The sequence below is a fragment of the Breoghania sp. genome (genome assembly GCF_963674635.1).
Lineage (GTDB): Bacteria > Pseudomonadota > Alphaproteobacteria > Rhizobiales > Stappiaceae > Breoghania.
The window spans coordinates 461,836-475,284 of sequence record NZ_OY771475.1 but is presented as its reverse complement, the minus strand read 5'-3'; the positions used below and the strand labels follow the sequence as shown (position 1 = coordinate 475,284).

The 13,449-nt window shown below is 62.1% G+C and carries 13 protein-coding genes; 7 read left to right on the top strand and 6 right to left on the bottom strand.

The window, feature by feature from the left end:
- Positions 1 to 793: 793 nt before the first annotated feature.
- Both ABGM93_RS02205 and ABGM93_RS02200 read right to left on the bottom strand, forming a co-directional pair.
- Positions 794 to 2,167 (bottom strand): PleD family two-component system response regulator, encoded by a 1,374-nt coding sequence (locus ABGM93_RS02205; RefSeq protein ID WP_321503072.1) that lies wholly within the window; start codon positions 2,165 to 2,167, stop codon positions 794 to 796.
- Positions 2,168 to 2,220: 53 nt separating this feature from the next.
- Entirely contained in the window at positions 2,221 to 2,592 is a 372-nt protein-coding gene (locus ABGM93_RS02200) for a response regulator (RefSeq protein ID WP_321503071.1), read from the bottom strand.
- Between the two features lie 136 nt (positions 2,593 to 2,728).
- Between ABGM93_RS02200 and ABGM93_RS02195 the strand changes: the two genes are divergently transcribed.
- From ABGM93_RS02195 to ABGM93_RS02185, 3 genes are all read left to right on the top strand, one after another.
- Positions 2,729 to 3,031, top strand: coding sequence for a DUF3572 domain-containing protein (locus ABGM93_RS02195; RefSeq protein WP_321503069.1), 303 nt, complete (start codon positions 2,729 to 2,731; stop codon positions 3,029 to 3,031).
- Positions 3,024 to 3,704: a hypothetical protein gene (locus tag ABGM93_RS02190; protein ID WP_321503067.1), complete on the top strand. Its 681-nt coding sequence runs from the start codon at positions 3,024 to 3,026 to the stop codon at positions 3,702 to 3,704. Before ABGM93_RS02195 ends, ABGM93_RS02190 begins: the two co-directional genes overlap by 8 nt.
- A gap of 102 nt (positions 3,705 to 3,806) precedes the next feature.
- Complete coding sequence (locus ABGM93_RS02185) at positions 3,807 to 5,075, top strand: DNA polymerase IV (protein ID WP_321505699.1); 1,269 nt, start codon at positions 3,807 to 3,809, stop codon at positions 5,073 to 5,075.
- 10 nt (positions 5,076 to 5,085) lie between these two features.
- Here the strand turns inward: ABGM93_RS02185 and ABGM93_RS02180 are convergent, their stop codons facing one another.
- The gene (locus tag ABGM93_RS02180) at positions 5,086 to 6,090 is read right to left on the bottom strand and encodes a cell envelope integrity EipB family protein (RefSeq protein ID WP_321503065.1); all 1,005 of its coding nucleotides are present in this window, start codon (positions 6,088 to 6,090) and stop codon (positions 5,086 to 5,088) included.
- A 112-nt stretch (positions 6,091 to 6,202) separates the two neighbouring features.
- Between ABGM93_RS02180 and ABGM93_RS02175 the strand changes: the two genes are divergently transcribed.
- The 4 genes from ABGM93_RS02175 (at position 6,203) to ABGM93_RS02160 (ending at position 9,563) form a co-directional block, all read left to right on the top strand.
- Entirely contained in the window at positions 6,203 to 6,667 is a 465-nt protein-coding gene (locus tag ABGM93_RS02175; protein WP_319773239.1) for a RidA family protein, read from the top strand.
- Between the two features lie 29 nt (positions 6,668 to 6,696).
- On the top strand, positions 6,697 to 7,455 hold the full coding sequence (locus tag ABGM93_RS02170) for a glycerophosphodiester phosphodiesterase family protein (RefSeq protein WP_321503063.1): 759 nt from the start codon (positions 6,697 to 6,699) through the stop codon (positions 7,453 to 7,455).
- Between the two features lie 116 nt (positions 7,456 to 7,571).
- Positions 7,572 to 8,951, top strand: coding sequence for a GNAT family N-acetyltransferase (locus ABGM93_RS02165; RefSeq protein ID WP_321503061.1), 1,380 nt, complete (start codon positions 7,572 to 7,574; stop codon positions 8,949 to 8,951).
- A 183-nt stretch (positions 8,952 to 9,134) separates the two neighbouring features.
- On the top strand, positions 9,135 to 9,563 hold the full coding sequence (locus tag ABGM93_RS02160) for an HIT domain-containing protein (RefSeq protein ID WP_321503059.1): 429 nt from the start codon (positions 9,135 to 9,137) through the stop codon (positions 9,561 to 9,563).
- 82 nt (positions 9,564 to 9,645) lie between these two features.
- Here the strand turns inward: ABGM93_RS02160 and ABGM93_RS02155 are convergent, their stop codons facing one another.
- The 3 genes from ABGM93_RS02155 to clpA form a co-directional block, all read right to left on the bottom strand.
- Entirely contained in the window at positions 9,646 to 9,996 is a 351-nt protein-coding gene (locus ABGM93_RS02155) for an AzlD domain-containing protein (protein ID WP_321337689.1), read from the bottom strand.
- On the bottom strand, positions 9,993 to 10,664 hold the full coding sequence (locus ABGM93_RS02150) for an AzlC family ABC transporter permease (protein ID WP_321503057.1): 672 nt from the start codon (positions 10,662 to 10,664) through the stop codon (positions 9,993 to 9,995). The genes ABGM93_RS02155 and ABGM93_RS02150 overlap by 4 nt, the downstream gene beginning before the upstream one ends.
- Before the next feature lie 361 nt (positions 10,665 to 11,025).
- A complete protein-coding gene (gene clpA / locus ABGM93_RS02145) occupies positions 11,026 to 13,446 on the bottom strand; it encodes an ATP-dependent Clp protease ATP-binding subunit ClpA (RefSeq protein WP_321503056.1) in 2,421 nt (806 codons plus the stop codon).
- Between the last annotated feature and the right edge of the window lie 3 nt (positions 13,447 to 13,449).

Here is a 13,449-nt window from a genome sequence, read left to right as displayed (position 1 = left end):
CGCTTTTTTGTTTTCGCAACAGCCGTTCCGACCCGCCCGAGGCGCGCGAGGCCGCCCTTGCCTTTTCCCGCATCCACACGAAAAGGCGCATGCGCGCAAAAATGCTCCGGCCCTTTTCCAGGACCGGAGCAGCAGCTACGTCAAACACAAACGGTGCAGATAGGTGGTGACCGGCGGGAAGCGGCGCTTGAGGAGGCCACTCTAGGCCGCTTCCCAGCCGGTCAGACCCCACGGACCCAGGAGATGCGGCGGACCTGAGCACTCCGTAGGGCATTCGAAATGCCATGTGATGCGGCCTGCACCGCGTAATCCTAAGCGAAGTCATTTGTCGGGAGCCCCTTTTGCCGGCCTCAGCTGGCACACCCGACAGTCTGCGTCCCGCGCCGGTTCGCGCGCCCTGACGCACCCGAGTTCTTCCAGCCCCCGCCGAAGCCCCCTGCCAGGCCCGGCGAAGCCGCCGACCTTGCTGTCCCACAGATGCATCAGATGCACTGCGAAACAGACCAAATATTCAGGCGCTCAACTTGCCATTGCGCTTTCATGATGCATGAAATCACACGTGGTTCTTTTCGCAAGACGCCTGCGCGTCTTTACGCCACCCCCAAAATCTTGAGCACACACTACTCGAAGACGTGAAATTTTCAACGACTTGTGCGCATTGCGGGCGTCTCACTTGAGATTTTAGTAAATTTTTAACCTTTACGGCGGCGCGCACCTGCCTTTGGCAGCCGAGCCGCCACGGCGACGCGCGTCTGCCGCCGCCATATCGCATTGTTTTTGTAATGAAATCGCGTCAGGCGGCGTCGGCGACGACCCTGTTGCGCCCTTTGCGCTTGGCCGCATAAAGCGCCGTGTCGGCCCGCTTGATGAGCTTTTCGACCGTATCGTCAGGCCCTTCGAGGCAGGCAGCCCCGACGCTGACCGTCACATCGATGGCTCTTGCGCCCCCTTCCACAAGGAACGGTTCGGACGCAATCGTCAGGCGCACGCGTTCGGCGACGCCAAAGGCCAGCGACAAATCCGTCTCCGGCATGACGACAACGAATTCCTCGCCGCCATAGCGGCATACCAGATCGAGCCCGCGCAACGAGCGGCGCAAGCGGCGCGCGAATTCCTTCAAAACCTCATCGCCCGCATCGTGGCCATAGCTGTCATTGATCGACTTGAAGAAGTCGATATCGCAGATCAGCAGCGTCATGGCCGAGCGGCGTTGCAGCGACTGCTGGAACGAGCTTTCCAGATGGGTCATCAGATAGCGGCGATTGTGCAGGCCGGTCAGCTCATCCGTGACGGCCTGCTCCATTGTCTCGCGCACAGCGGCGCGCAGATTGTCGCCATAGCGCTTGCGCCGCACCTGGGTGCGCACACGCGCCAGCAGCTCATTCTGGTCGACCGGGCGCTGGATGTAATCGTTGACGCCGATTTCCAGTCCGCGCACCAGCCGCTGATCGTCCTCCGGTTCCGCGATAAGCAGGATCGGCAGACTGCGGGTGCGCTCCAGCGAACGAAGCTGCGAGCACAGACGCAAGCTGTCGAACCCTTCAAGCGAAAGCGAGATCATGACGAGATCGAAGTCGCCATCGGCGATCCGGAAGAGGGCGTCTTCGGGATAGGGCTCAACCGTCACCTCGACCTCACGCGACAGGCCGGCGGCGATCCGCTCATAGGAAGAGCGCCGGTCATCGACCAGCAGCGCCCTGCCGGCGCAGGCGCGGAAGCTCTCTTCCACGTCCTCCATCTCGTCGAAGCCCATTTCCCGGTTGGTCAGCGCACGCATGCGCAGCTCGTCCGCGGCGCGCTTCAGCCGCACCAGGTTCTTCACCCGCGCAATGAGGGCAAGTTCGCTCACCGGTTTGGTCAGGAAATCGTCCGCCCCCACCTGCAACCCGCGCACCCGGTCGGCGGGCTGGTCAAGTGCGGTCACCATCACCACCGGAATATGCCGCGTTGCCGGATCGGCTTTCAGCCGCGTGCAGACCTCGAACCCGTCCATCCCCGGCATCATCACGTCCAGAAGGACGATATCGCATTCTTCCGCCTGGCAAATCTGAAGCGCTTCCGGACCGCTGGTCGCGGTCAGAACCTCGAAATACTCTGCCATCAGGCGCACCTGAAGCAGCTTCACATTCGCTGGTATGTCGTCGACGACGAGAATGCGTGCGCTCATGGGACTACCGGTTTTCTTCCTTCGACCCGTTTCGAACCGTCAAGTCCGCGTGTTCAGCCTTCGCCCAGATAGGAGCGGACCGTTTCCAGAAACTTGGCGACGGAAATCGGCTTGGAGATGTAGGCTTCACATCCACCCTGACGGATTCGCTCCTCATCGCCCTTCATCGCAAAGGCGGTGACGGCAATGACCGGGATGGTCTTGAGGTCGTCGTCTTCCTTGATCCATTTGGTTACCTCCAGCCCCGAAACCTCGGGAAGCTGGATGTCCATCAGGATAAGGTCGGGGCGGTTGGCGCGCGCAAGATCGAGCGCCTCCAGCCCGTTGCGGGTCTGAAGCGTGGAGTAGCCATGCGCTTCCAGAAGGTCGTGGAAAAGCTTCATATTGAGCTCGTTGTCTTCCACGATAAGCACGGTTTTAGCCATCAGAGCGCCTCTTGTGCGGGGTATGGGCGACTGACCGCACGCAAGGCGGGTTGCCCTGGCTGCGCATGATCCCCATGTCCGTCCCCCGGATATCGGTGGAAAGACTAATCGGGATTCGTTTCGGAAAGGCAAACAGGTGACACATATCGAACGTCATGGCGGGCTCTCCCCGCAAGAAGCTGAAGGAATTGCCGTTGAAGCCCTGAGCTTCGTGGCCGCAGATCAGGATCATCTTGGCCGCTTCCTCGCTTTTTCAGGTCTCGGACCCAACACACTGCGCGACGCGGCGACAGAACCTGGCTTCCTCGCCGGAGTGCTTGAGTTTCTCATGTCGGACGAAACGCTTTTGCTCGCCTTCACCGAAAATGCGAGAATTCGCCCAACCGTGATCGCAATCGCCCATTTCCGCCTAGTAGGATCCATCGACGACGATGTCTGACGCCACGACCGGATTAAACCCCGCCTTTGCCCAGATAGATAGTCTTCAGCTGAACGGCGACCCGCTGATCATATGCGACGTCGATGAAGTCGTGCTGCATTTCATCGAGCCCCTCGAAAAGCGCATGGCACGCCTTGGCATGGAGTTCATCGACACCCGCTACCGCCTGACCGGCAACATCCGCCACGCCGCCACGCAGGACCTCGCAAGTTATGAGGAAGTGTACGACCTGCTGCACGGCTTCTTCGATGATCCCGATCTCCATCAGGAACCGGTTCCAGGCGCCTCCAGAGCCCTTGCAGAGCTTTCCCGCACTGCGCAGGTGATCATGCTCACCAATATGCCCGCGCGCTTCCAGAAGAACCGCGAGCGCGTTCTGGCGAGCAATGGTGTTCCCTACCCCGTCATTGTCAATGAAGGCGCGAAGGGGCCCGCCGTCTCACGTCTCGCGGAGCGCATCGATGGCCCGATCATTTTTCTCGACGATAGCCCCTCAAATCTCGCCTCTGTGCGCGACGCGGTGAATCACGCCCACATCATCCAGTTCATTGCCGACCCGCGTTTCTTCGCGACTGCGGAAATCGTGGACGGCGCGAAGCTGACATCGAACTGCTGGGATGAAACACACCGCTTCATCCAAGGCATCCTGAGCGAACACATGGCCACCCGATAGGGCGAAACGTGGTAACATCCGCGCCCATCCATGAAGAGACCGCCGACCATGTCCGCAGGCACACCCGAGCCCGGTCAGCCCGATGCGTCGCTATCCGCCGCGATGCCCCGGCGCGCGCTTTGCCGCGATTGCCTTGAGCGCGCACGGGCCGATGCCCGCCGGTGCCCGAGCTGCGGCAGCCCCCGCCTCCTCCGTCACGATGAACTCGACCAGCTCGCCATCGCCCATATCGATTGCGACGCCTTCTATGCCTCCATCGAGAAGCGCGACAACCCGGACCTGCTCGACAAGCCCGTGATCATCGGCGGCCAGACGCGCGGCGTCGTCTCCACCGCCTGCTACATCGCGCGCATCTCCGGCGTGCATTCCGCCATGCCCATGTTCAAGGCGCTGGAAGCCTGTCCGGATGCGGTGGTCCTGCCGCCCAACATGGAGAAATACACCCGCGTCGGCCATCAGATCCGCGACATGATGCGGGCGCTCACGCCGCTGGTGGAACCGCTCTCCATCGACGAGGCCTTCCTCGACCTGACGGGAACCGAGCGCCTGCATCACGCAAGTCCGGCCGAAACGCTCGCCCGCTTCGCCGCAACCGTGGAACGCGAGATCGGCATTTCGGTCTCCGTCGGCCTCTCCCACAACAAGTTCCTCGCCAAGATGGCCTCCGACATGGACAAGCCGCGCGGCTTTTCCGTTATCGGCAAGGCGGAAACCGTTGCTCTTCTTGCACAGATGCCGGTGAAGCGGATCTGGGGCGTGGGCAAGGCGATGGAGGCGAAACTCGCCGCCGACGGCATCCGCACGATCGGCCAGTTACAGCAGGCCGACGAGGCGGATCTGGCGCGCCGTTACGGGGCGATGGGGCTCAGGCTCGCCCGCCTGTCGCAAGGCCGCGACGCGCGAAAGGTGACCCCCGACAGCGAAGCCAAGAGCGTGTCCGCCGAGACGACGTTCAACACGGATATCTCCGATCCGGACGAACTCATCCGTATCCTGCGGAAACTCTCGGAGAAGGTCTCTGCGCGGCTGAAAAAGGCCGGGATTGCCGGACGCTCGGTCACATTGAAGCTCAAGACACCGGATTTTCGGCTTCACACCCGTACCCGGCAGCTGAGCGACCCGACCCAGCTCGCGGACCGGATATTCCGAACCGGGCGCGACCTTCTTCAGGCGGAAGCCAATGGCCGCCGCTTCCGTCTGCTCGGGATTGGCGCGGGCGATTTATGCGACGCCGCCTTCGCAGATCCCGCCGATCTCGTCGACGAGGCCGCCACCCGCGCCGCCAAGGCGGAACACGCGGTGGATGCGTTGCGAGAGAAATTCGGCAAGGACGCGGTGGAACTGGGCCTTGTGTGGCGCGGCAAGCGCTAGGAGCGCAGCCCTAGTCCGTCGGGCACGCCGGTGCCGGATCGTGAAGCTCGAGGCTTTTCAACGCCCCGGCCACGGCAAATTCCCCGTAATCCATCCGCAGCCGACGGGTGATGCCGTTCTCATAGAGCATGAACGAAACCTGGTACTCCGGCTCGCTTTCTTCCATGCGCGTGTTGGCACTGTAATAGCTGACGGTCACCGGCCAGGCGCGCTTTCCATCGATCTTGGCGACCTCCGCCGGATCATCCATGGCGCGCGCGTTCTGTTCCCCCGGATCACCCGCCGCCTTGTCCTGCGCCGGCTCCTTGATGGGCGCACCGATCACGGTGAGCGTCGGGAAAGAGACCTTGCCATCCTCCGAACCGTCAAAGGCGCTGGCCTGCAGAAGATGCTCACCGGCGCGCGCGGTGGCCAGGATTGCGGACGTGTGTTCTGTCGGGAAAAGCGCCTTGCCTTCGATGGAGACGGCCTCCTCTTCCGGTCGTTTCAGTGTGACCTCGATGCTGTCTTCCCCATGAACCGCCACGCCGAGCGTGTCCTCGATGGGGGCACCATTTGCGAAGGTGCGAACGGTGAAATTGTATTCTCCGTCCAGCTCGAAAGCGGAGCTTTGCAGGTCGGAGAGCTGTGATTTGCCCTGGGTATCGAAAATGCGCATCACCAGACGAAAGGTGGAGGTGTATCCCTCGCACCGCGAGCCGCTGATATCGTAGACGATGCGCCCATCAACACCGGAGATCCCTGCGCGATCCGATGCGTGATCCAGCGAGAGATCGTAGACGGCGCGATGCGGCACGAGATCGGCGGTCTCCTGTGCAGAAACGGCGACAGGCGCCGCGACAAGGCCGCCCGCCAGCGCGGCGATCATCGCGCCAGAAGAAGAGATTCGCGAAAAACGAAGACCGAGTTGCCGCACCGGACGACCTTTCGAAACGGACGCGCCGGTCCCATCGCCAAAGGCTGAGCCGGTCGTCTTGTCTGCACCAACCCGGACAAAACCGGGCGAAACCACCATGCGCTACTTTGAACGCACTGAAAAGACGCGAGGCTTGGCAGTTGCCGCCAGCCCCGAATTGGGCCAATCTCCCCGCACTTTTCCCCTCCCCCCTCTGACCGGAGTCTTTCTCATGACCGGCACCATCGAATCCAAGCTTGCCGAACTCGGCGTCACCTTGCCAAGCCCCGCAGCCCCCGCCGCCAACTACGTTCCCTATGTGGTCAGCGGCCTGCACCTCTACGTGTCCGGCCAGCTCCCGTCTGATTCCGAGGGGCTGAAATTTCAGGGTCGTTGTGGCGAGACCATGTCCGTGGAAGACGGCCAGAAGGCCGCGCGTCTTTGCGCGATCAATCTGCTGGCGCAGGCCAAGGCCGCGACCGGCGATCTGGAACGCATCGCGCGCTTGGTGAAACTCACCGCCTTCGTCAACTCCACCGCCGATTTCGGCGATCAGCCGAAAGTGGTCAACGGCGCTTCGGACTTCATGGTCGAAGCTCTGGGCGAAAAGGGACGCCACGCCCGCTCCGCCGTTGGCGTTGCGGCCCTGCCCTTCGGCGTCGCCGTGGAAATCGAGGCGATCTTCGAACTGGCCTGATCCCGCGGCCCATCCGGAGACACAGCGCCATGCCCGCACCCGAGTGGCTCACAGCGACCCCGATCGCCCATCGCGGCTTCCACGAAGCCTCCGCCGGGCGCATCGAGAATTCGCCCTCGGCCGTGGCCGCAGCTCTCGAGCGCGGCTTCGCCATAGAGGTCGATCTTCAGGAAACCGCGGAGCAAGGCGCCCTTGTCTTTCACGACAATGATCTGGACAGATTGACATGCGAGACGGGGCCTGTGCGGTCCCGTCCGCTTTCCGAACTCACCTCCATTCCCATGCGCGACGGCACCGACACGCTGTGGGATCTCGACGCGCTTCTGGAGATGGTGGCAGGCCGTGTGCCGCTGATCATCGAGATGAAGTCGCTCAATGCCCGCGACGGCCAGCGCGCCTTCGTGGAGACCGTCGCCGCAAGGCTCGCAAGCTATGACGGGCCGGTGGCGCTCAAGACCTTCGATCCGGAAATGCTCGCCAATATCCGCAGCCTTGCTCCGGCTCTGCCACGCGGCATCATCGCGGAAGACACGTCCGGGGCCGACTATCGCCGCTTCGGCCTGATGGAGCGGTTCATCCTGCGCAACCTGCTGCACTGGCCGCGCACCCGCCCCGATTTCATTTCCTACGGCATCCGATCGCTCCCCGCCCCCGCGGTGTGGTTCTTCAAGACTGTCTTCCGTGTGCCGGTGATCACCTGGACCGTGCGCACCGCCAACGACCGCGCTGCCGCGGCCCGATACGCCGATCAGATCGTGTTCGAAGGCTTCGATCCGAGCCGGATCTGACAAGCCTCGCCCCTGTTAAAACGACAGGGAGGATCCGTGTAAGGACCGCCTTCGCATGGACCTGCGCGCAAGGCACACTAGATCTATCAGGCAACCCACCCGCGAACCGGCGAGCGATGACCGAAAAACCCGAACACATCATCCGTGTGCTCTCCACGCTCGGCGACATATCCGCCGCGAGCTGGGACCGAATGGCAAACCCGCACTGGACCCTCCACGAGGGCGGCCGACTTGAATCAACACATGAAGCAGCCCCCGACCGCACAGCCTCAGGATCAAAAATCACAAGTCCCACAGGGACTTTGAGCGACCTGGATGAATCGGATTGCAAGGCAGGTGACTCGACACGTGAAGCGGCGGGAAGCGCCCCCACACCGCTTGAATCAGCACATCAGGAAGCGGAATCAGACCCTGAAGAAACCGCCTTTAACCCATTCATTTCACACGCATTTCTACGCACACTCGAAGATGCGGGTTGCGTGAGCGCCCGCACCGGATGGATGCCTCGACACCTGGTTCTTGAGGACAGCGCAGGCACACCGCTGGCCACCTGCCCCTGCTATGTGAAATCGCACTCGCAAGGGGAATATGTCTTCGATTACGGCTGGGCGGATGCCTTTGAGCGCGCGGGCGGACGCTACTATCCCAAGCTCCAAGTGAGCGTGCCCTTCACGCCCGCGACCGGCCGACGCCTGTTGGTGAGCCCCGATCTCGACATTGAGACCGGACGCAGGATTCTGGCTGCCGGGCTCCATGAACTGTGTGCGCAACTCGGCACATCGTCGGTGCACCTCACTTTCCTGACCAAGGCCGAAGCGCGCCTTCTGGAACGTGAAAATTTCCTCCTGAGAACCGACCGCCAATTCCACTGGGTCAATCGCGACTACGCAAGCTTCGACGACTTCCTGTCCTCGCTGTCGTCGCGCAAGCGCAAGGCGGTGAAGCGGGAACGGCGTGAGGCACTTCAGGAAGGCGAGATCACCATCGAGTGGCTGACTGGCGACGCGATCACCGAAGATCATTGGGACGCCTTCTACGCCTTCTACATGGACACCGGTTCGCGCAAATGGGGTCGCCCTTACCTGAACCGCACCTTCTTCTCATTACTGGGCGAGAGGCTCGGGGAGCGGGTCCTTCTGGTCATGGCCAAACGCGAGGGGCGCTACATTGCGGGCGCCCTCAACATGATCGGCTCCGACACGCTCTATGGCCGCTACTGGGGTTGCACCGAGGACCACCCCTTCCTGCATTTCGAGGTCTGCTATCATCAGGCCATCGACTACGCGATCCGCCATGGCCTTTCGCGCGTCGAAGCAGGCGCACAGGGGGCGCACAAGCTGGCGCGCGGCTACCTTGCCCACACCACCTGGTCCGCCCACTGGATCGCGCATGCGGGCCTGCGCCATGCGGTGGAGGATTTTCTGGAAGACGAACGCCGTGCGGTCGCCGAAGAACAGGAACTGCTCAACGAGCACGCCCCCTACAAACACCGATGAGACCGGATTCACAGGGCACGCCAAGGCACTGGCGCGACTCGTGAAAACGGCCCCGTTGAATCGGATTGTGAGCGTGTTCACCCCGACCTCGAAGCAGGCCTTAGGGCTCAAGTCGCGTTTTGTATCCGGTCGATATCGGATATAGACAGACAAGCAGCATCAACAGGAAGGGAACGCGACTCCATGACCACGCCCGAGTATGACGACCAGAATGTCTTCGCCAAGATCCTTCGTGGCGAATTGCCGTGCCACAAGGTCTATGAGGACGAGACCACCCTGGCCTTCATGGATGTCATGCCACGCGGCGACGGCCACGTTCTGGTGATCCCCAAAGCCCCGTCCCGCAACATCTACGATATTGCCACCAATGATCTGACCGCCCTGATTCAAAGCGTCCAGAAGCTGGCTCGCGCCGCGGTCGCCGCCTTTGAAGCCGATGGGTGCACCATCCAGCAGTTTTCCGAAGAAGCGGGCGGACAAGCCGTCTTCCACACCCACTTTCACGTGATCCCGCGTTTCGCCGGCGTCAGCCTGCGCCCGCACACCGGCGAAATGGGCGACCAGGACACGCTCGCCTCACAGGCAGAGCAGATCCGCCGCGCGCTCGCCTGACCAGAAACTCCAACCGGAAGGGTGACCGCGAAAACAGGCGCGCGAACCGCGCGCCTGCGGCCCCTCCCCGGATCAAGCGAAGCTAGAGCCCAAGCGCCAGCCAACCGCCGATCAGCACGACTTCCGCGCTCACCACGCCGAAGATCAGGCGTTGCCCCGCCCCCAGAAAGGCAACAAAGCCCGCAAGCGCCGCCGCCACACGCAGCCACATCGGCGCTTCCGCCAGCGCCCCGCTTGGAAACAGGATCAGACGGGCGATCACACCCGCCACCAGCGCGGTCGCCACGGCCTTGACCCAACCGAGGATCTCGCTGTCCTCGCGCAGGCGCCCGGAAACCATCACCCCGATCCAGCGCCAGATATCCGTCGCCAGCCACCCCGCGACAATGATCATCACATAGGGCCACCACCACGCTTCCGCCGCCGCGCTCATGAGCGCACCGCCCGGGCAAGGCGCGTGCCCGCATAGGCAAGCGTTCCGCCGAGAAGACCGGTCCACAGAAGGTCGAGCCCGGGCAGGTAGATATGGAAAATTGGCCCAAGCACCAGCCCCGCGATCATCGCCGATTTTTCAGCCGAAAGCCGCGAAGCGCCCCAAAGCGAACACAGGAAATAGACCGGGGTCAGCAGGAACAGCGCCGCCGTCAGCGGCTTGGGCATCGCCCCCACCATCAGATAGGACACCGCCGTCATGCAGAAGACGAAAGTGGAGATCGTGCCGCCAAAGCCGACAAAGAACGGCAATCGCCCGGATCTAGGAATATGCGGCAGATGGATCATGGCATAGACCCAGGCCGTCACCGCCACGAAATGCGAGGCGACAAAGAGTTTCCAGCGCGGGGTCTTCCCATCTTCCTCACGCAGGATCGGCACCAGCGCCACGGTCATCGGCATGAGCCGCACCGAAGCAAGCGCCACGGCGATGGCGGCGGGAATGAGCCCCATGCCCGAGGTGAGCGCGCCCGTCATCACCACAATGGAGGGCAGCGCCCAGACAAGCCCGGTCAGCATCAGCGTCTCGCCAAGCGAAAGACCGCTTTCGCGCGCCAGACCCGCGTAACCGACAAAGGCAGCCGTCAGGATGACCGCTGGCAGAGACACGATCGCGCGCGCCCCGCGAAAAAACCAGACACGAGCAGGAAGATGTGATTCCGGATTTCCGGCGTCATCAGAAACGGACAAGGGGCGATTCCATTTGGAAATTTTAAAATGCAGGACGCACACCCTAACAATCTAAATCCGCTGCGTCAGCCCGCCACCTGCATGACAACATCGCGCTGCCATGCGGCAAGCACATACCTTAGGTCACTTTTGCGCGCGCGGTCGCCCCACACCCTTCACTTCATTACCGGCGACACAGCCCGGGCAAAAGGTTCCGTCTGAAGGGGCGCCCCCGCATGCGCATAAAAAAGGCCGACCTCCGTGTGGAAGCCGGCCTTTTCGCTTTCAACGCGCATGCCGATCAGTCGGCAAGCGGAACCTTCGGGACCAGGGAGCGCTTCTTGCCCTCATCCGAACCGGAGGCCTTGGCGGAAACCTTGGCCTTGGCAGCAGGCTTTTTCTTCTTCGGAGCGGATGGCTTCTTGGGCTGAACCGGCGCGTCCTCGATGGATTCAAGGATAAGGCCGGGCTTGCCACCTTCCGGTGTCTCCACCGAGACCTTCACCGTTCCGCCCTTTTTGAGCTTGCCGAATAGAACCTCATCGGCCAAGGGCCGCTTGATGTTCTCCTGGATGACGCGGGCCAGCGGGCGCGCGCCCATCTGCTGGTCATAGCCATTATCCGCCAGCCACTTCACGGCCTCGTCGGTCAGTTCGAACGTCACGCCGCGATCGGCCAGCTGGGCCTCAAGCTGCATGACGAACTTGTTGACGATCTGGTAGACGACTTCCATCGGCAGATTGCCGAAGGGGATGATCGCATCCAGGCGATTGCGGAATTCCGGCGTGAACAGCCGGTTGATCGCTTCCTTGTCGTCGCCTTCCCGCTTCGTGCGCGCAAACCCGATGGCCTCCTTGGCCATATCGGATGCGCCCGCATTCGTGGTCATGATCAGGATCACATTGCGGAAATCGACCGTCTTGCCGTTGTGATCGGTCAGTTTGCCGTGGTCCATCACCTGCAACAGGATGTTGAACAGGTCCGGATGCGCCTTCTCGATCTCGTCAAGCAGAAGCACGCAATGCGGGTTCTGGTCGACGCCATCAGTCAGAAGACCGCCCTGATCGAAGCCGACATAGCCCGGAGGCGCACCGATCAAACGCGAGACCGTGTGCCGCTCCATATATTCCGACATGTCGAAACGGATCAGCTCCACCCCCAGCGAGGAGGCAAGCTGACGGGCAACCTCTGTCTTGCCGACGCCGGTCGGGCCAGAGAAGAGATAGGACCCGATGGGCTTTTCCGGCTCGCGAAGGCCCGCACGCGCCAGCTTGATGGCCGACGACAGCGCATCGATCGCCGTATCCTGCCCGTAGACGACCCGCTTGAGCGATGCGGAAAGGCCTGAGAGCATCTCCGCGTCGTCCCGCGACACAGTCTTTGGCGGAATGCGCGCCATCGTGGCGATGGTGGATTCGATCTCCTTCACCCCGATGGTCTTGCGACGACGGGATTCCGGCAGCAGCATCTGCGAGGCCCCGGTCTCGTCGATCACATCGATCGCCTTGTCCGGCAGCTTGCGGTCGGAAATGTAGCGGGCCGACAACTCCACCGCCGTCTTGATGGCGTCGTTGGTGTAGCGAACCTTGTGATAGGTCTCGAAATAGGGCTTGAGCCCCTTCAGGATCTCGATCGCGTCACTCACCGACGGCTCGTTCACGTCGATCTTCTGGAACCGGCGCACAAGTGCACGGTCCTTCTCGAAGAACTGTCGGTACTCCTTGTAGGTCGTGGATCCGACGCACCGGATGGCCCCCGACGCAAGAGCAGGCTTCAGCAGATTGGAGGCGTCCATCGCCCCGCCCGAGGTCGCGCCGGCACCAATCACCGTATGGATTTCATCGATGAACATGATGGCGCCGGGATAATCCTCGATCTCCTTCACGACCTGTTTCAGCCGTTCTTCGAAATCGCCGCGATAACGCGTCCCCGCCAGAAGCGAGCCCATGTCGAGCGAGAAGATCGTGGATTCGCTCAACACTTCTGGCACGTCGCCATTGACGATGCGAAGCGCAAGACCTTCCGCAATGGCCGTCTTGCCCACGCCCGGATCGCCCACAAAGAGCGGATTGTTCTTCTGGCGACGGCACAGGACCTGAATGGTGCGCTGGATTTCCTTCGCCCGCCCGATGAGCGGATCGATCTTGCCGCCACGCGCCTTCTCGTTGAGATTGACGCAATAGGCCTCCAGGGCATCCGTCTTCTTTTTCGGCGTCTCTTGATCCTCCACGGTCGCAGCCTCCTCGTCCGCGCCGCGCACCGGACGGTGCTCGGATGAGCCTGAGCGCTTGGCGATGCCGTGCGAGATGTAATTGACCGCATCGTAGCGGGTCATGTCCTGCTCCTGCAGGAAATAGGCCGCATGGCTCTCGCGTTCGGCGAAAATCGCCACCAGCACATTGGCGCCGGTCACCTCCTCGCGACCGGACGACTGCACATGGATGACGGCGCGCTGGATCACGCGCTGGAATCCAGCCGTGGGCTTGGAATCGTCGTCGGAATCGTGGACGAGGTTCTCAAGCTCGGTATCTACATATTCGATGAGGTTGCGCCGCAGCAGGTCCAGATCGACGTTGCAGGCACGCATCACCGCAGCCGCGTCCTGATCATCGATCAGCGCGAGCAACAGGTGTTCGAGCGTCGCGTATTCCTGGTTGCGGTCATTTGCATAGGCAAGCGCCTGATGCAGTGCTTTTTCCAGGCTCCGGGAGAATGACGGCACGTG

Excerpts from the sequence above, each read along its gene's own strand:
- ABGM93_RS02170 (WP_321503063.1), top strand. The coding sequence starts at position 6,697 with ATGCCCGCACCCGAGTGGCTCACAGCGACCCCGATCGCCCATCGCGGC.
- ABGM93_RS02205 (WP_321503072.1), bottom strand. The coding sequence starts at position 2,167 with ATGAGCGCACGCATTCTCGTCGTCGACGACATACCAGCGAATGTGAAG.
- ABGM93_RS02190 (WP_321503067.1), top strand. The coding sequence starts at position 3,024 with ATGTCTGACGCCACGACCGGATTAAACCCCGCCTTTGCCCAGATAGAT.
- ABGM93_RS02185 (WP_321505699.1), top strand. The coding sequence starts at position 3,807 with ATGCCCCGGCGCGCGCTTTGCCGCGATTGCCTTGAGCGCGCACGGGCC.
- ABGM93_RS02165 (WP_321503061.1), top strand. The coding sequence starts at position 7,572 with ATGACCGAAAAACCCGAACACATCATCCGTGTGCTCTCCACGCTCGGC.
- ABGM93_RS02200 (WP_321503071.1), bottom strand. The coding sequence starts at position 2,592 with ATGGCTAAAACCGTGCTTATCGTGGAAGACAACGAGCTCAATATGAAG.
- ABGM93_RS02160 (WP_321503059.1), top strand. The coding sequence starts at position 9,135 with ATGACCACGCCCGAGTATGACGACCAGAATGTCTTCGCCAAGATCCTT.
- ABGM93_RS02155 (WP_321337689.1), bottom strand. The coding sequence starts at position 9,996 with ATGAGCGCGGCGGCGGAAGCGTGGTGGTGGCCCTATGTGATGATCATT.
- ABGM93_RS02175 (WP_319773239.1), top strand. The coding sequence starts at position 6,203 with ATGACCGGCACCATCGAATCCAAGCTTGCCGAACTCGGCGTCACCTTG.
- ABGM93_RS02180 (WP_321503065.1), bottom strand. The coding sequence starts at position 6,090 with ATGGTGGTTTCGCCCGGTTTTGTCCGGGTTGGTGCAGACAAGACGACC.